Consider the following 15,938-nt stretch of genomic DNA (forward strand, 5'->3'; position numbering starts at 1 on the left):
TGGGTCGAGGAGGGTATGCGGGTTCGCGGGGAGACCGGGGGACTCCCGGGCGGACGGCGGCGGGCAGGCCTGCACACCCGTACCGCCCCGGGCGGGCCGGTGCGCGTACGGGGCGGTAGGCGCTATCGCCCGGCGACGGGGGCGGTCCGCTGCGAGCCGAGCAGCACGGCGTCGCGGCCGTCCTCCTCTTCGAGCTGGACCTTGACGGTCTCCCGCAACGAGGTGGGGAGGTTCTTGCCTACGTAGTCGGCCCGGATGGGCAGCTCGCGGTGGCCCCGGTCGACCAGGACGGCGAGTTGAACGGCGCGCGGGCGACCCAGGTCTCCCAGGGCGTCGAGGGCGGCGCGGATGGTGCGGCCGGAGAAGAGGACGTCGTCGACGAGGACGACCAGACGCCCGTCGAGGCCGTCGCCGGGGATCTCGGTGCGGGCCAGCGCGCGGGCCGGCCGCATCCGCAGGTCGTCGCGGTACATGGTGATGTCGAGGGACCCGACTGGGATCTTGGTTCCGGTGATCTCTTCGAGCTTGCCGGCGATCCGGCGGGCCAGGTACACACCGCGCGTCGGGATGCCGAGCAGCACCACGTCGTCGGCACCCTTGGCGCGTTCCACGATCTCGTGGGCGATGCGGGTCAGCACGCGAGCGATGTCGGGCGCCTCAAGAACGGGGCGGGCGGCATCGGCTGCCTGGGGATCAAGCTGGGCGTCCATGAAAAGGACCTCCTTCTCCGCCTCACGGGACGGACCTTAAAGGACGTCTGCTGTACGTCTCCCACCCTACCAGCAGGTTTCCGGCCGCCCGCCGCCAGGGCGGGCTCCCGGCCCCCGCAGGAACCCTTCCCGCCCCTCGTCCTCTCCCTCGTCAACGGGGAGGCGGGACCATTCGGCTTGACGCAGCCAAGTAACGCTGCGTAACCTCACAGTGAGTTACCAGCCGCGCGGCGGAGCCGCATGTTGTCACAGCGTCCGGGAGCGTTATGTCCAGCGAATACGCCAAACAGCTCGGGGCCAAGCTCCGCGCGATCCGCACCCAGCAGGGCCTCTCCCTCCATGGTGTCGAGGAGAAGTCCCAGGGCCGCTGGAAGGCGGTCGTCGTCGGTTCGTACGAGCGCGGGGACCGTGCCGTCACCGTGCAGCGCCTCGCGGAGCTCGCGGACTTCTACGGGGTTCCAGTGCAGGAGCTGCTGCCGGGTACCACGCCCGGAGGGGCCGCCGAGCCGCCGCCGAAGCTGCGCCTGGACCTGGAGCGCCTCGCGCACGTGCCCGCCGAGAAGGCCGGCCCGCTCCAGCGTTACGCCGCCACCATCCAGAGCCAGCGCGGGGACTACAACGGCAAGGTGCTCTCGATCCGCCAGGACGACCTGCGCACCCTCGCCGTGATCTACGACCAGTCGCCCTCGGTCCTGACCGAGCAGCTGATCAGCTGGGGCGTGCTGGACGCAGACGCACGCCGTGCGGTCGCCCACGAAGACGCCTGAGCCAGCGCTCCGCTGACGCGGGGAACACTCAGCAGAAACGTGCCGCCGGGGCCGGTGGAACCATCGAGGTTCCACCGGCCCCGGCGCCTTTCAAGGAACCCGGAGTAGGACATGGGCTCCACCCGGGCCCCGCCATCGAGCACATCGAGCACATACGGAAGGGCCCGCCGCACCGAGGTGCTGCGGGCCCTTCCGTATCGGTTCGCCCCGAAGGGCTACTGTGCCCGGCGAAGGCTCGGCTTGAGCTCCTTGAAGCGGCCCAGCAGACCGTTGACGAAGGTCGGGGACTCGTCGGTGGAGAACTCCTTGGCGAGCTGAACCGCCTCGTCGATCGCCACCGCATCCGGGGTCCCGTCCTCCCAGATGAGCTCGTACGCGCCCAGCCGCACGATGTTCCGGTCCGCCACGGGCATCCGGTCCAGGTCCCAGTCCAGCGCGTAGGTCGCGATCAGCTCGTCGATCCGGTCGACGTGCTCGGCGTACCCCTCCACCAACTGCATCGTGAACTCGGTGACCGGCGGCTGGCGTTCGTCCGAACGCGAGAGACGGATCCAGTCCGCGAGGACGTTCTGCACGGACGTGCCGCGCTGGTCGGCCTCGAAGAGGATCTGGAAGGCACGCTTGCGGGCGTTGCTCCGGGCAGCCACGGTTAGCTGTTCACCCGGCCGAGGTAGTCGCTGGTACGGGTGTCGACCTTGACCTTCTCACCAGTGGTGATGAAGAGCGGAACCTGGATCTCGTAGCCGGTCTCCAGGGTCGCCGGCTTGGTGCCGCCCGTGGAACGGTCGCCCTGGACGCCCGGGTCGGTGTGCTGGATCTGCAGCTCGACGGCGGCCGGGAGCTCCACGTAGAGCACCTCGCCCTCGTGCTGGGCGACGGAGGCGGTGAAGCCCTCGATCAGGAAGTTGGCGGCGTCGCCAACGGACTTGCGGTCGACCATCAGCTGGTCGTAGGTGTCCATGTCCATGAAGACGAAGTACTCGCCATCCATGTACGAGAACTGCATGTCGCGACGGTCGATGGTGGCCGTGTCGACCTTCACACCGGCGTTGAACGTCTTGTCGACGACCTTGCCGGAGAGCACGTTCTTGAGCTTGGTGCGCACGAAGGCCGGGCCCTTGCCAGGCTTGACGTGCTGGAACTCGACGACGGACCAGAGCTGGCCCCCGTCGAGCTTGAGCACCATGCCGTTCTTGAGGTCGTTCGTGGAAGCCACGGTTGCGGAATCTCCTGGACTGAAGACCGAGGCGCACACGGCACAGCTTCGACGAAGCTAGAGCGCGAGCAGTTCCTTGGTCGTAATGGTGAGTAGCTCGGGTCCGCCGTCCGCCTCGGGGCGTACGACGAGCGTGTCATCGATCCGGACTCCGCCCCGGCCCGGGAGGTGGACCCCCGGTTCGACGGTGACCGGCACGCAAGCGTCCAGTTTACCCATGGCGGCAGGTGCCAGCTGCGGGTCCTCGTCGATTTCCAGGCCGACCCCGTGTCCGGTCCATGGCGGAAGTGCCTCGCCGTGCCCCGCCGAGTCCAGAACCTGACGCGCCGCACGGTCCACGTCCCGGTAGGCCGCGCCGGGCAGCAGCGCCTGCCGACCGGCCCTCTGGGCGGCGAATACCAGGTCGTAGAGTTCGATCTGCCAGTCCGCCGGCGTGGTGCCGATGACGAAGGTCCGCCCGATCTCACAGCGGTAGCCGCGGTAGTTCGCGCCCAGGCAGACGGAGAGGAAGTCCCCCTCCTCCACTCGGCGGTCCGAGGGCCGGTGACCGGGGCGACCGGAGTGCGGGCCGGTGGCGACGGAGGTGGGGAAGGCCGGGCCGTCGGCCCCGTGGTCGACCAGTCGTCGCTCCAGCTCCAGAGCCAGGTGGCGCTCGGTCCGCCCGACGAGGATGGACTCCAGCAACTCTCCGAGGGCTTGATCGGCGATCTCCGCGGCGATCCGCAGACAGGCGATCTCCTCCTCGTCCTTGACCAGGCGCTGCGATTCCACCGCGTGGCCGAGGTCGGTCAGGCGCAACCGCGGCGCAGCCGAGCGCAGGGCGCTGTGACGGGCGACCGTGAGGTCGTGCTCCTCGACGGCGAGCGAATCGGAGCGCGCCGCTTGGGCGAGGTCCGCCGCGGCCACTGCGGCATCCGCACCCGAGGCGGGTAGCACCGACACCCGCAGCAGCTCGTCGAGCCGGCCCTCCCCGGGTTCCCCCGTGGGGGGCTGCGCGCAGAACAGCACGTCCTCGCCGGGGCCGAGCAGCAGGGCGGCGCCCAAGGGGGCAGCACCCGCGAGGTAGCGAACGTTGGCGGGGCGCGAGATCAGGGCGGCCGAGCTGCCCGCGGCGGCGCAGCAGTCGCGCAGCAGGGCGCGGCGCGCCGCGTACACCTGTGACATGTTTCGAGCGTACGAGCCTGGCCGCTTCCCGGCCCCTTGAGCGCGTCCGCTCGGGGACGACCCCGCCGTACCAGCCCGCTACCAGCGTGGCGGCGAGGCGAGGGCACGCGCCAGGGCCTCGTCAAGTGCCCGCGCGGTGGTCTCGACGTCGTAGGAGCTGTTGTCGATGATCGGCAGCCCCGATCCGTACCAGCCGGCCATGCGGCCGTGGATGCGGGCAACCTCCTCGTCGCACAACCGGCGGTTGCCCGACCGCGCCGCATTGCGCTCCAGCACCGCCTCCAGCCCGGGGAGGAGCACCACGGGCAGCAGGTGCGGGCCCACATGGCGCTTCCAGCCACCGAGCCCCACCACGGGCCGGTCCGGAAAGACCGCGTCGTCGAGGATGCAGGAGATGCCGTTGGCCAGGAAGTTACGGGCGGCGAAGCCGCAGGTGCGGCGGGCCAGACGGTACTGGGCCTCGGAGTGTTCGTTCCACCCTGACTGGGGGTCGGCGAAACCCGAGCGGACCCATTCGCGCACGTCGTCCAAGCTGATGTGGGCGGTGGCCACCGATCGGCGACTCGCCCAGTACCGGGCCACCGTCGTCTTGCCCGCGCCGGCCGGACCGATCAGCAGGACGGCGAGGGTGGTGGCGGTGCCCCGGTGCGCTGCCGCCGCGGGCAGTGGAACGTGCCCGGTGGGTTCCGTCGGCAGCGGGGGAACGGGAGGGATGGGCAAGGTCGGCGGGTCAGTGGCCAGGCCCCAGGCACCGCTGTCCGCAGGGCTGGGCTGGGCGCCCGAGTGGGGCGACTCCGTGGACCAGCCACCTTGTATCTGGCGTGGCGGCGGAGCCCCTGTTCCATGCTGCATCCGGTGCCACTCCGTCCCGTACGGCCTATCGGTGCTCGGCGAAACGGAACGCTACAGCCCCCGACCGCCGTTCTGTGAACGGCCGGGGGCCGTGGGGAGTTTCAGGCGCGGGCCCCGGATCAGCCGGTTTCCTCGGCGAGAGCCCGCAGGGCCAGCCGGTAGGAGCCGATCCCGAAGCCGGCGACCGTGCCACTGGCGACGGCCGCAATGACCGAGTTGTGCCGGAACTCCTCGCGCGCGTAGGGGTTGGAGATGTGGACCTCGATCAGCGGAGCGGTCCGCTGGGCCGCGGCGTCCCGCATGGCGTACGAGTAGTGGGTGAAGGCCCCGGGGTTGATGACCACCGGAACGGCGCCATCCGCCGCCTCGTGCAGCCAGCGGACCAGTTCGCCCTCGTCGTTGGTCTCGCGGACCTCCACGTCGAAACCGAGTTCAGCGCCAAGCTTCTGGCAGGCCGCCACCAGCCCGGCGTAGGAAGTCGCGCCGTACACGTCGGGCTCGCGGGAGCCGAGCCGGCCCAGGTTGGGGCCGTTGAGGACGAACACCTTGCGGCTCATCCGGACACCTCGCCGTAGGCCGCGAACAACAGGGCGGGGTCCGGGCCTTCGAGGACGGTGGGCTTGGCCAGGCCGTCGAGGACGATGAAGCGCAGCAGGTCCCCCCGGGACTTCTTGTCCACCTTCATGGTCTCCAGCAGCTTGGGCCACTGGTCGCCGCGGTAGGTCAGTGGCAGCCCGACCGAGGCGAGCACCTGACGGTGCCGATCGGCGGTGGCATCGTCCAACCGACCGGCCAGGCGGCCGAGTTCAGCGGCGAAGACCATGCCCACGGACACCGCGGCGCCGTGCCGCCACTTGTACCGCTCGTTCTTCTCGATGGCATGGGCCAGCGTGTGACCGTAGTTGAGGATCTCCCGCAGGCCGGATTCCTTGAGGTCGCTGGAGACCACGTCCGCCTTGACCTGGATGGAGCGCACGATCAGCTCCGCCGTGTGCGGGCCGGCGGGAGTCCGCGCCGCCTCGGGGTCCGCCTCCACCAAGTCCAAGATCACCGGGTCGGAGATGAATCCGGCCTTGATGACCTCGGCCAGCCCGGAGACATAGTCATGGACGGGCAACGAGTCCAGTGCGGCCAGGTCACAGAGCACCCCGGCGGGCGGGTGGAAGGCACCGACCAGATTCTTGCCCTCTGCGGTGTTGATGCCGGTCTTACCACCGACCGCGGCGTCCACCATGGCGAGGACGGTGGTGGGAACGGCGATCCAGCGCACGCCGCGCAGCCAGCTGGCGGCGACGAACCCGGCCAGGTCCGTGGTAGCACCGCCGCCCACGCCAACGATCACGTCGCTGCGGGTGAAGCCGGTCTGACCGAGCGCCTTCCAGCAGTACGCGGCGACCTCGACGGTCTTGGCCTCTTCCGCGTTGGGCACCTGGATGGCGACCGCCTCGTAACCCTGGGAAGCGAGGTCCGATCGGAGCGCCTCGCCGGTTTCGGCCAGCGCCTCCGGGTGGATCACGGCGACGCGCTTGGCCCGGTTGCCGATCAGGTTGCCGAGCTCACCCAGCAACTGCCTACCGACCAGCACCTCGTAGGGATCGGTTCCGGCGCTGCCAGCTACCTGGATCCGGGTGACTGCCTGCTCCGTCATGCCTTCTTCAGCTCCAATGCGTCGAGGACCGCCGCGGCGACCTCTTCGGGGGTGCGTTCGTCGGTGGCCACGACCACCCGGGCGACCTCGGTGTAGAGGTGGCGCCGGGCCTCCATCAGCTCGCGCCACTGGCGCCGTGGGTTGACCGCGAGGAGCGGCCGGGCCGCGCCCAGGCCTACCCGGCGGACCGCTTCCTCGACGTCCATCGACAGATAGGCCACCGGAAGGCCGCGCAGGAGGGCACGGGTGCCCTCGTCGAGGATGGCGCCACCGCCGAGCGAGAGGACGCCGGTGTGCTCGTCGAGAGCCGTGGCGACCGCCGCGCGCTCCAGGGCGCGGAAGTGCGCCTCACCCTCTTCTACGAAGAGGTCGGAGATCTCGCGTCCCTCAGCGGCGACGATGTCCGCGTCGGTGTCCCGGTAGGGCACACCGAGCAACTGGGCGAGCAGCTCGCCCACGGTCGACTTGCCCGAACCCATCGGCCCGACCAGGACCACCACCGGCCCACCGACCGCCGGGCGCTGTCCGCCCGGCGTCGGCTGTACGGGACGTGCCGTCACCGGATGTGCAGGTTGTCGAGGTACGACTGGACGTTGCGACGGGTCTCGGGGACCGAGTCACCGCCGAACTTCTCGACCACCGCATCGGCGAGGACCAGCGCGACCATGGCCTCGGCGACGATGCCGGCGGCCGGCACCGCACAGACATCCGAGCGCTGGTGGTGCGCGGCGGCGGTCTCCCCGGTGGCGACGTCGACGGTGGACAGGGCGCGGGGCACGGTCGCGATGGGCTTCATGGCGGCACGCACTCGCAGCAGTTCGCCCGTGGTCAGGCCGCCCTCGGTACCGCCGGAGCGTCCGGAGGTGCGCTTGATTCCCTCGGGGGTGGAGACGATCTCATCGTGAGCCTTGGAGCCGGGGACCCGGGCCAACTCGAAGCCGTCCCCGACCTCGACACCCTTGATCGCCTGAATTCCCATCAGGGCCGCTGCCAGGCGGGCATCGAGGCGTCGGTCCCAGTGGACGTGCGAGCCGAGGCCGACCGGCACGCCGTAGGCCAGGACCTCCACCACTCCGCCGAGGGTGTCGCCGTCCTTGTGGGCCTGGTCGATCTCCGCCACCATCGCCTTGCTGGCGTCGGCGTCCAGACAACGAACCGGGTCGGCGTCGAGGCGCTCCACGTCACCGGGGGTCGGGTAGACCCCGTAGGGCGCCTTGGCGGCGGCGAGTTCGATCACGTGGGAGACGATCTCGATGCCCGCGGCCTCCTTGAGGAAGGAGCGTGCGATCGCGCCGAGAGCGACGCGGGCGGCGGTCTCCCGGGCGCTGGCGCGCTCCAGGATCGGCCGGGCCTCGTCGAAACCGTACTTCTGCATACCCGCGAGGTCGGCATGACCGGGGCGGGGGCGGGTCAGTGGGGCGTTGCGCCCCGTCTCCTTCAGTTCCGCGGGGTCCACCGGGTCGGCGGACATGACCTTCTCCCATTTGGGCCACTCGGTGTTGCCGACCATCACGGCCACCGGAGAGCCGAGGGAGAGACCGTGGCGGACCCCGCCGAGGAAAGTGATCTCGTCCTGCTCGAACTTCATGCGGGCGCCGCGTCCGTACCCCAATCGCCGGCGCGCGAGATGGTCGGCCACCAGCTCAGTGGTGACCGGTACGCCGGCGGGAAGCCCCTCCAGCGTCGCGACCAGCGCGGGTCCGTGCGACTCCCCAGCGGTCAGCCAACGCAACCTGCTCAACGATGCTCCTCATGCTCGCGCCTGGACCTGCGGCGGTGCGGCCGGGTGCGCGGCCCTGGCCCGCCATCCCCGATCCTCCCATGCCCGGCTCCCTGACCTGGCCTCCGGTCCAACTATCGGACGTCGATCATCTCTGTGGACGATCTCGGCGGGGTCAGGGAGCGGTCAGGGACGGGCAACGTGACCCGCTGGCCGCTGAGGGAGCGACCAGGGGGGCCTTCAACCGGTCACACCGCGGCCACCGGCCAGGGCCCGCTCCCCCGCCGCCCGCATGGCGGCCAGCGGCGCCGGCACGCGGCCGGTCATCTGTTCGACCTGGAGCGCCGCCTGGTGGACCAGAAGGTCCAAGCCCCCGAGCAGGGGCGCCCCGGTCGCCAGCCACGCCGCCGCCAGGGGGGTCGGCCAGGGCTCGTAGAGCACGTCGAAGAGCGTTCCCGGACGCTCGGGAACCTCCGCGGCGAGCGGGTCGGTGGTCCCGGCAGGGGTGGTGGCGATGACCAACGGAGCACCGAAGGACTCGGCCGCGGTCGACCACGGGGCGGTGCGCAGGGGAACGCCCAGGCGCTCACCGAGCCGCTGCATCTCGGCCGCGCGGACGGGGCTCCGCACATAGGCGGTGACCTCCCCCGTGCAGATCCGTGCGAGCGCCGCCACCGCAGAGGCGGCGGTGGCTCCGGCACCGAGGACGGCAGCCGATTCCACCTGGCGCACCCCGCGTTCGGCGAGGGCGGCGAGGAGACCAGGAATATCCGTGTTGTCCCCGACTGCACGGCCGTCCTCGGTGAAGACGACCGTGTTCACCGCCTCCACGGCGCGCGCCGTCGGGCTCACCTGGTCGAGGAACGGGATCACGGCCCGCTTCAGGGGCATCGTGAGGGAGAGACCGGCCCAGCGTTCGTCCAGCCCGGCCAGGAATCCCGGGAGGTGGGCCTCGTCTATTTCGAACCGGTCGTAGGACCAGTCGTCGAGGCCCAACTCCTCGTAGGCGGCACGGTGCAGCACGGGCGAGAGCGAGTGCGCGATGGGAGACCCCAGGACCGCGGCCTTGTTTCTTGAGTTGCGCTGACTATCCACGCCCCCGACTATCCACCATTGCGCCTCCGGTTGAACTCGGCGACCAGTTCCTGGTGCTCGGCGAAGGTCTTGGTGAAGGTGGTCGTCTTGCCGTCGACCGACACGAAGAACATCCAGCCACCCTGGTCCGGCGAGAGCGCGGCGTTGAGGGCGTCGCTGCCCGGGTTGCCGATCGGGCCGGGGGTGAGGCCCTCATGGAAGTAGGTGTTGTAGGGGTCGTCGAGCGTCTTGGCCTCGGTGCGCGAGATGTCGATGTTGCTCTCGTTCTTGAGGTAGTTGATCGCGGAGTCGAATTCCAGCTTCCGGTTGGTGACGTCGTTCGTCGGCTTCAGACGGTTGTAGATGACGTCCGACATCTTCCGGAAGTCGTCGTGGTTCATGCCCTCGGCCTGGACCAGGCTGGCGACGGTCACAAGTTGCAGAGGGGTCTTGAGGCCCAGGGACTTCGCCTTGGACTCGATGCCAAGCTCGCCGTACTTCTCGTTGGCCCGGGCCACCATCTGCTTGAGGATCCGCTCGGGCGTGCTGGTCTTGCCCAGCTCGTAGCGAGAGGGGAAGAGGAAGCCTTCCAGCGGGTCCTTGATCTTGGGGTTGTCGTTCGCCCAGGCGGGCAGGCCCAACGTCTTGAACTGCTTCTTCGCGACCTCCGAGGTGGTGCCTTCCTCAAGGCCGAGCTTCTTGTCGATGGACTCGTAGACCTGGATGTTGCGCTGGCCCTCGCGAATGATCAGGGTGTTCAGGTTTGCGGGATTGGTCATCAGTTCGACGGCTGACGCGGCGGACATCTGCTTGCGCATGGGGTAGAGACCCGGCTGGATCGCCTTGCCCTTGGGGTGTTCCTGAGCCGCCGCGACGAAGGCGTCGGCACTCTTGACCACCCCGGCCTGTTTCAGGATCAACCCCATGGACCCCAGGGTCGTGCCCTTGGGGATCTCCACCTCGACCGCTCCGGTTCCGTCGCCGACGAAGTCCTCGGGGGCCCCGAACTTCTCCTGCAGGAAGCTGTAGCCGTAGTAGCCGACCCCCGTGACACCGCCGACGAGCACAAGGGAAACGATCAGGCACGCGGCGCCGTTACGTCGCCTCTCCTTGCCCTTGTTCCGCCCCTTGCCCTTCCCACCACGTCGCTCGCGGCCGCCCCGGCTGCGACGCGATCCGTCCGCCTCGTCCTCGGCGTCGTCCTCGCCTCCGGCGAAGAAGGGGTGGTCCTCGCGTTCCGCTTCGGCCTCGCCCTCGGTTCCGGCGTCGACGGGACCCTGCGACTGCGGTGGCCCGGACTCGGTGCGCTGCCCTGGCGGCTGCGGCGGCGGAAAGGCCTCCGCCGTGCCGTAGAGGTCCGGGGTGTCGCCCGGATATCCGGGCTGCTGCGGACCATACGGGTCCGCAGGGGCACCACCGAAGGGAATGGCCTGCCCCTGACCGGTATCCCAGCCTCCGACCTGGCCGGTTTCATACTGTTGCTGCTGGGTCTGCGTGCCGTATTGGTACGACTGCCCGTCGTACTGCGGCTGAGGCTGAACCTGTTGCTGCGGGTACGCAGGGGGATACTCTTGGTAGTGCTGCGGGTACTGTTGCTGCTGAGGCTGGGCATGCGCCTGTTGAGCATGCGACTGCTGGGGGTAAGTCTCCTGATGGAACTGCTGCGACTGCGGCACCTGCTGTTGCTGCGGGTACTGCTGCGGCGCACTTCCGTACGGCACCTGGACCTGTGGGTCCTGGTGGCCGTTCCACCCCTGGTCCCCGTACAGCGGGTCCTCTGGGTGCCACGGTTCAGGGCCTGAGCCCCGGCCATACTCAGTCATCGGTCCCCTAGAGTCGCGAGACGCCGGCCGAAGCTCTGTCCTGCAACGGCTTCCGGTCCGCCTCTTTGGTGGGTGCGTGGCGGCATGTGTTCGAAAATGCCGCCACATCGCGCGGAACGTTACCGTATCGCGATCAGATGACCACTTCGACGCACTCACCGGGCGGATTACCTGATACCCGTTCGGACTCCAGGGCGTTCTGCAGGATCACCACGGCAGCGGCCTGGTCGATGACGGACCGCCCCTTCTTCGCGTTGCGACCCGAGGCCCTCAGCCCCTGCGCCGCCGTCACCGTGGACATCCGCTCGTCGACCAGCCGCACCGGCACCGGTTGAATGCCCCGAGCGAGCTCACCGGCGAACCTGCGCACCTTGGCAGCGGCCGGCCCCTCCCCACCGTTCAGCGAGCGGGGCAGGCCGACGACCACCTCGATGGGCTCATACTCCTCCACGATCTGGCGCAGTCGCCGGTGAGCTGCTGGTACGTCACGCCCCGGCACCGTCTCCACCGGCGTGGCGAGGACCCCGGAGGGGTCGCAGGAAGCGACCCCTATCCGGGCGTCCCCGACGTCGATCGCGACCCGGCGACCGATTCGCATCTCCGACACCTCAGGCCGTCTCACCGATGAGGCGCTCGACTGCCGCGATGGCCTCATCCACGGCCGCGGGGTTCTGACCGCCGCCCTGGGCCACGTCGGGCTTTCCACCGCCACCGCCACCGAGCGTCTTGGCGGCCGTACGGACCAGGTCGCCGGCCTTCAGGCCGCGCTCACGGGCGGCCTCGTTGGTGGCGATCACCGTCAGCGGGCGGTCATTGGCCGTGCTGAACAGGGCCACCACCACCGCGCGGTCACCGGGAATGCGACCTCGGACGTCGAGGACCAGCTTGCGCAGGTCGTCGGCACCCGTCCCGTCCGGGACCTGGCCGGTGACCACGGCCACGCCATGGATGTCCCGGGCACCGGCAGCCAGCCCCGCGGCGGCCTGCAGCACCTTCTCCGCGCGGAACTTCTCGATCTCCTTCTCGGCGTCCTTCAGCTTGCCGAGCATCGAGGCGACCTTCTCCGGGAGCTCCTCCGGGCGGCCCTTGACCAACTCCTGGAGCTGGGCCACGACCGTGTGCTCCTTGGCCAGGAAGTTGTAGGCGTCCACGCCCACCAGAGCCTCGACCCTGCGCACACCGGATCCGATGGAGGACTCGCCCAGGAGCTTCACCAGGCCGAGCTGCGCGGTGTTGCCGACGTGAGTGCCGCCGCACAGCTCCTTGGAGAAGTCGCCGATGGTCACGACCCGGACCCGCTCACCGTACTTCTCGCCGAACTCGGCGATGGCGCCCTGCTTCTTGGCCTCGTCGATACTCATGATCTCGGCGTGCACGTCGAGTTCCCGTGAGAGCACCTCGTTGATCTTCTGCTCGACATCCGTCAGCACGGTGCCGGGTACGGCGTTCGGCGAACCGAAGTCGAAGCGGAAGCGGCCGGGCGAGTTCTCCGAACCCGCCTGCGCGGCCGTGGGGCCGAGCGCGTCCCGCAACGCCTGGTGCGTGAGGTGGGTGGCGGAGTGCGCGCGGGCGATGGCCCGGCGTCGCTTGACGTCGATGGCGGCGTACCCCGAGGCACCGACCGTCACCTCGCCGACCTGGACCGAGCCCTTGTGCACCGACACACCAGGGACCGGCTGCTGGACGTCGCGGACCTCGATCACCGCACCGGAGTCCAGCTTGATGCGGCCCTGGTCGGCGAGTTGGCCACCTCCCTCGGCGTAGAAGGGGGTGCGGTCGAGGACGACCTCCACCTCGTCCCCCTCGGACGCGGCCGGCGAGGACAACCCGTTGACCAGCAGACCGACCACCGTGGACTCGCCCGAGTTCACGGCGTAGCCGGTGAACTCGGTGGCACCGGCCGCGTCGGCGATCTCCCGGTAGGCGCTGAGGTCCGCGTGACCCGTCTTCTTGGCCTTCGCGTCGGCCTTGGCCCGGTCGCGCTGCTCCTTCATCAGACGGCGGAAACCGTCCTCATCCACCTTCAGCCCCTGCTCAGCGGCCATTTCCAGGGTGAGATCGATCGGGAAGCCCCAGGTGTCGTGGAGCAGGAAGGCCTTTTCACCCGCGAGGACGGCGCCACCAGCGGCCTTCGTCTCACTCACCGCGGTATCGAGGATGTTGGTACCGCCCTTGAGGGCCTTCAGGAAGGCGGCCTCTTCGGCGAGGGCGACGGTCTCGATACGACCGCGGTCGGTGATGAGCTCGGGGTACTGCTGCCCCATGGTGTCGATCACGACGTCGATGAGGTCCTTGACCACCGGGCCGGTGGCTCCCATCAGTCGCATGTTGCGGATCGCGCGACGCATGATGCGGCGCAGGACGTAGCCCCGGCCCTCGTTGCCCGGGGTGACGCCGTCACCGATGAGCATCACGGAGGTGCGCATGTGGTCGGCCACGACGCGCATGGACACGTCGGTGCCCTGGGCGGCGCCATAGCGCACCCCGGTCAGCTCGGTGGCCTTGTCCATGACGACACGCAGGGTGTCGGTCTCGTACATGTTCTGTACGCCCTGCAGGATCATGGCGAGGCGTTCGAGGCCGAGACCGGTGTCGATGTTCTTGGAGGGGAGATCTCCCAGGATCGGGAAGTCCTCCTTGCCGTCCCCGGCACCGCGCTCGTACTGCATGAAGACCAGGTTCCAGATCTCCACGTAGCGCTCGTCGTTGACGGCCGGGCCGCCCTCGACACCGAACTCGGGGCCACGGTCGTAGTTGATCTCCGAGCACGGTCCGCAGGGGCCGGGGACACCCATCGACCAGAAGTTGTCCTTCTTGCCCAGGCGTTGGATCCGCTCGGCCGGCACGCCGACGACGTCCCGCCAGATCCGCTCGGCCTCGTCGTCGTCCAGGTAGACCGTGATCCAGAGCTTCTCCGGCTCCAGGCCGTAGCCACCTTCCGCCACGGAGCTGGTCAGTAGCTCCCAGGCGTACTTGATGGCGCCTTCCTTGAAGTAGTCACCGAAGGAGAAGTTGCCGCACATCTGGAAGAACGTGCCGTGGCGGGTGGTCTTCCCGACCTCTTCGATGTCAGGGGTGCGGACGCACTTCTGCACACTGGTGGCCCGCGGGGCCGGCGGCTTGGTCTCGCCGAGGAAGTACGGCTTGAAGGGCACCATGCCTGCGTTGACCAACAGCAGAGTCGGGTCGTCGGCGATGAGCGACGCCGAAGGGACGACGGTGTGACCGCGCTCCTCGAAGAAGCTCAGCCAGCGGCGGCGGATCTCAGCCGACTCCATCAGTGGTCCTCATTCCGGTTGTGCGAATAGGTGGGGTTGGTACGGTCGCTGGCGCTGCGGCGCCCGGGCCGCTTCACATTGTCGGTCAGGGCCGGGCGGCGCGGCGCGGGCAGCCCCCGCCCGGCGGCGGGATCCTCGTGCAGACCCAGCGCATCGTTCAGCTCGTCCTCACGCTGGGCCATTCCCGCACGGACGTCGAGGGCGAAGTCCTTGAGCCGGTGCCCCGCCTCCACGGCCTTGTCGGCGGCCTGGGCGGCGAGGCTCTCCGGGGTCAGCTGCTTGAGCTTGCGGTTGACCTTGGTGGTGGCCCACACCCCGGCGGCGGCGCCGGCGGTGAACCAGAAAGTGCGGCGGAACATCGCCTGCATCAGCCCTTCTGCTTGCGGCGCCGCGCAGACGGTACGGTCCGGCCGACGATGACGGTGCGAGGAGAAGGCCGCTCCGGCCCGTCCGGGCGCCGAAGCGCGCGACGCACCCCGTATCCGAAGGCCGCGACCTTGACGAGCGGGCCCCCGAACGCCGAGGCCACGGTGGTGGAGAGCGCGGAGGCGTTCGAGGTGACTTCCTGGACGTCGGTGGCGATGGCATCGACGCGATCGAGCTGGGTCCGTGCCGAGCGCACGGTCGCCGAGGCGTCGGCCAGCAGGGGCACAGCCTGTTCGGTCACGTCCGCCACCATCTTGGTGGCCGCCTTGAGTGTGTGGGCCAGTCTCGCCAGCACCACGGCCAGGAACGAGACGAGGATGGCCCAGAAGACGGCCACGAGGATGCCGGCCACCTCTCCACCGGACACGATTCACCGCTCTCTGCGCATAGAAGTTCTCCCCCCGACCCTATCGCGCCGGGGATCAGCCTCCGTACCGGATTGCGCACGGCAGGCAGGGCTCCGGACGGGCCGCCCCGGCCCCCAAGGCCGTAAAGCCACAGACGCGGGACGGGCGAACACGGCGGAGGCCCGCCGGTCACCCACCGCGCGGGGCGGTGGGGGCCGACGGGCCTTTTCGAAGAAGCAGTCCGAGGAGGGCTGCGCCTGCGTCAGCGGGCGTAGTACTCGACGACGAGCTGCTCGTCGCAGATCACGGGGATCTCCTTGCGCTGCGGGTCACGGTCCAGGCGGAACGCCAGGGCCTTCAGGTTGACCTGCAGGTAGCGAGGGGTCTCGCCCTCACCCGCGTAGCCACCCTCGCGGGCGACCTGGAAGGGGTGCTTCTCACGGCTGCGCTCGCGGACCGTGATGACGTCGTCGGGACGCACGCGGAACGACGGCTTGTCGACCTTGCCACCGTTGACCTCGATGTGACCGTGGACGACCATCTGGCGAGCCTGGTAGATGGTCCGGGCGATGCCCGAACGCAGCACCAGGGCGTCAAGGCGACGCTCGAGCTCGACGACCAGCGCCTCGCCCGTCTTGCCCTCGGCCTTCTTCGCGCGGTCGTACGCGCGGGCCATCTGGCGCTCAGAGATGTCGTACTGGGCGCGCAGACGCTGCTTCTCCAGCAGACGGACCTTGTAGTCCGAGTTCTGCTTGCGGCCACGGCCGTGCTCACCCGGCGGGTAGGGGCGAGCCTCGAAGTACTTGACGGCCTTCGGCGTCAGGGCGATGCCGAGTGCACGCGACTTCTTGACCTTGGGTCGCGACTGGTTCACGGGGAACCTACCTCCATGTAATTTAGGTGGGCCTTACCT

At 69.4% G+C, this 15,938-nt stretch carries 18 protein-coding genes; 2 read left to right on the forward strand and 16 right to left on the reverse strand.

All coding sequences use genetic code 11. The features are described from left to right. Positions 1–122 precede the first annotated feature (122 nt). The gene (gene pyrR, locus ACFYMC_RS06960) at positions 123–710 is read right to left on the reverse strand and encodes a bifunctional pyr operon transcriptional regulator/uracil phosphoribosyltransferase PyrR (protein WP_388519980.1); all 588 of its coding nucleotides are present in this window, start codon (positions 708–710) and stop codon (positions 123–125) included. Positions 711–976: 266 nt separating this feature from the next. On the opposite strand from pyrR, the gene bldD reads away from it, so the two are divergent. Continuing rightward, the gene (bldD, locus tag ACFYMC_RS06965) at positions 977–1,477 is read left to right on the forward strand and encodes a transcriptional regulator BldD (protein WP_093801867.1); all 501 of its coding nucleotides are present in this window, start codon (positions 977–979) and stop codon (positions 1,475–1,477) included. A 215-nt stretch (positions 1,478–1,692) separates the two neighbouring features. On the opposite strand, the gene nusB is transcribed toward bldD, so the two are convergent. The 10 genes from nusB to mltG form a co-directional block, all read right to left on the reverse strand. After that, the gene (gene nusB, locus ACFYMC_RS06970) at positions 1,693–2,124 is read right to left on the reverse strand and encodes a transcription antitermination factor NusB (RefSeq protein WP_388519983.1); all 432 of its coding nucleotides are present in this window, start codon (positions 2,122–2,124) and stop codon (positions 1,693–1,695) included. A 2-nt stretch (positions 2,125–2,126) separates the two neighbouring features. Further along, positions 2,127–2,693 (reverse strand): elongation factor P, encoded by a 567-nt coding sequence (gene efp / locus ACFYMC_RS06975; protein WP_388519986.1) that lies wholly within the window; start codon positions 2,691–2,693, stop codon positions 2,127–2,129. A 57-nt stretch (positions 2,694–2,750) separates the two neighbouring features. Continuing rightward, complete coding sequence (locus tag ACFYMC_RS06980; RefSeq protein WP_388519989.1) at positions 2,751–3,857, reverse strand: M24 family metallopeptidase; 1,107 nt, start codon at positions 3,855–3,857, stop codon at positions 2,751–2,753. A gap of 78 nt (positions 3,858–3,935) precedes the next feature. Then, a complete protein-coding gene (locus ACFYMC_RS06985) occupies positions 3,936–4,709 on the reverse strand; it encodes an AAA family ATPase (protein ID WP_388519992.1) in 774 nt (257 codons plus the stop codon). A 119-nt stretch (positions 4,710–4,828) separates the two neighbouring features. Then, positions 4,829–5,266 carry a type II 3-dehydroquinate dehydratase gene (aroQ, locus tag ACFYMC_RS06990; RefSeq protein ID WP_388519995.1) on the reverse strand — a complete coding sequence of 146 codons (438 nt, stop codon included), beginning with the start codon at positions 5,264–5,266 and terminating at the stop codon, positions 4,829–4,831. Then, on the reverse strand, positions 5,263–6,357 hold the full coding sequence (gene aroB / locus ACFYMC_RS06995) for a 3-dehydroquinate synthase (protein WP_388519998.1): 1,095 nt from the start codon (positions 6,355–6,357) through the stop codon (positions 5,263–5,265). Before aroB ends, aroQ begins: the two co-directional genes overlap by 4 nt. Continuing rightward, complete coding sequence (locus ACFYMC_RS07000; protein ID WP_388520367.1) at positions 6,354–6,836, reverse strand: shikimate kinase; 483 nt, start codon at positions 6,834–6,836, stop codon at positions 6,354–6,356. The genes aroB and ACFYMC_RS07000 overlap by 4 nt, the downstream gene beginning before the upstream one ends. 77 nt (positions 6,837–6,913) lie before the next feature. Next, positions 6,914–8,098, reverse strand: coding sequence for a chorismate synthase (gene aroC / locus ACFYMC_RS07005; RefSeq protein ID WP_388520001.1), 1,185 nt, complete (start codon positions 8,096–8,098; stop codon positions 6,914–6,916). 219 nt (positions 8,099–8,317) lie between these two features. Then, positions 8,318–9,172: a shikimate dehydrogenase gene (locus ACFYMC_RS07010; RefSeq protein ID WP_388520004.1), complete on the reverse strand. Its 855-nt coding sequence runs from the start codon at positions 9,170–9,172 to the stop codon at positions 8,318–8,320. A gap of 8 nt (positions 9,173–9,180) precedes the next feature. After that, positions 9,181–10,218 (reverse strand): endolytic transglycosylase MltG, encoded by a 1,038-nt coding sequence (gene mltG / locus ACFYMC_RS07015; protein ID WP_388520007.1) that lies wholly within the window; start codon positions 10,216–10,218, stop codon positions 9,181–9,183. Positions 10,219–10,374: 156 nt separating this feature from the next. Between mltG and ACFYMC_RS07020 the strand changes: the two genes are divergently transcribed. Next, entirely contained in the window at positions 10,375–10,953 is a 579-nt protein-coding gene (locus ACFYMC_RS07020) for a hypothetical protein (protein ID WP_388520010.1), read from the forward strand. A 154-nt stretch (positions 10,954–11,107) separates the two neighbouring features. Here the strand turns inward: ACFYMC_RS07020 and ruvX are convergent, their stop codons facing one another. The 5 genes from ruvX to rpsD all read right to left on the reverse strand — a co-directional run bounded on the left by ruvX (position 11,108) and on the right by rpsD (position 15,899). Beyond that, entirely contained in the window at positions 11,108–11,572 is a 465-nt protein-coding gene (gene ruvX, locus ACFYMC_RS07025) for a Holliday junction resolvase RuvX (RefSeq protein WP_388520013.1), read from the reverse strand. 10 nt (positions 11,573–11,582) lie between these two features. After that, on the reverse strand, positions 11,583–14,252 hold the full coding sequence (alaS, locus tag ACFYMC_RS07030; RefSeq protein ID WP_388520016.1) for an alanine--tRNA ligase: 2,670 nt from the start codon (positions 14,250–14,252) through the stop codon (positions 11,583–11,585). Further along, positions 14,252–14,611, reverse strand: coding sequence for a DUF6167 family protein (locus ACFYMC_RS07035; protein WP_388520370.1), 360 nt, complete (start codon positions 14,609–14,611; stop codon positions 14,252–14,254). Before ACFYMC_RS07035 ends, alaS begins: the two co-directional genes overlap by 1 nt. A gap of 8 nt (positions 14,612–14,619) precedes the next feature. Beyond that, entirely contained in the window at positions 14,620–15,045 is a 426-nt protein-coding gene (locus ACFYMC_RS07040) for a DUF948 domain-containing protein (RefSeq protein ID WP_388520019.1), read from the reverse strand. A 242-nt stretch (positions 15,046–15,287) separates the two neighbouring features. Continuing rightward, a complete protein-coding gene (rpsD, locus tag ACFYMC_RS07045) occupies positions 15,288–15,899 on the reverse strand; it encodes a 30S ribosomal protein S4 (RefSeq protein WP_388520022.1) in 612 nt (203 codons plus the stop codon). Positions 15,900–15,938: the final 39 nt, after the last annotated feature.

Origin of the sequence: Streptomyces sp. NPDC006879 (assembly GCF_042869595.1) — a bacterium.
GTDB lineage: Bacteria > Actinomycetota > Actinomycetes > Streptomycetales > Streptomycetaceae > Streptomyces.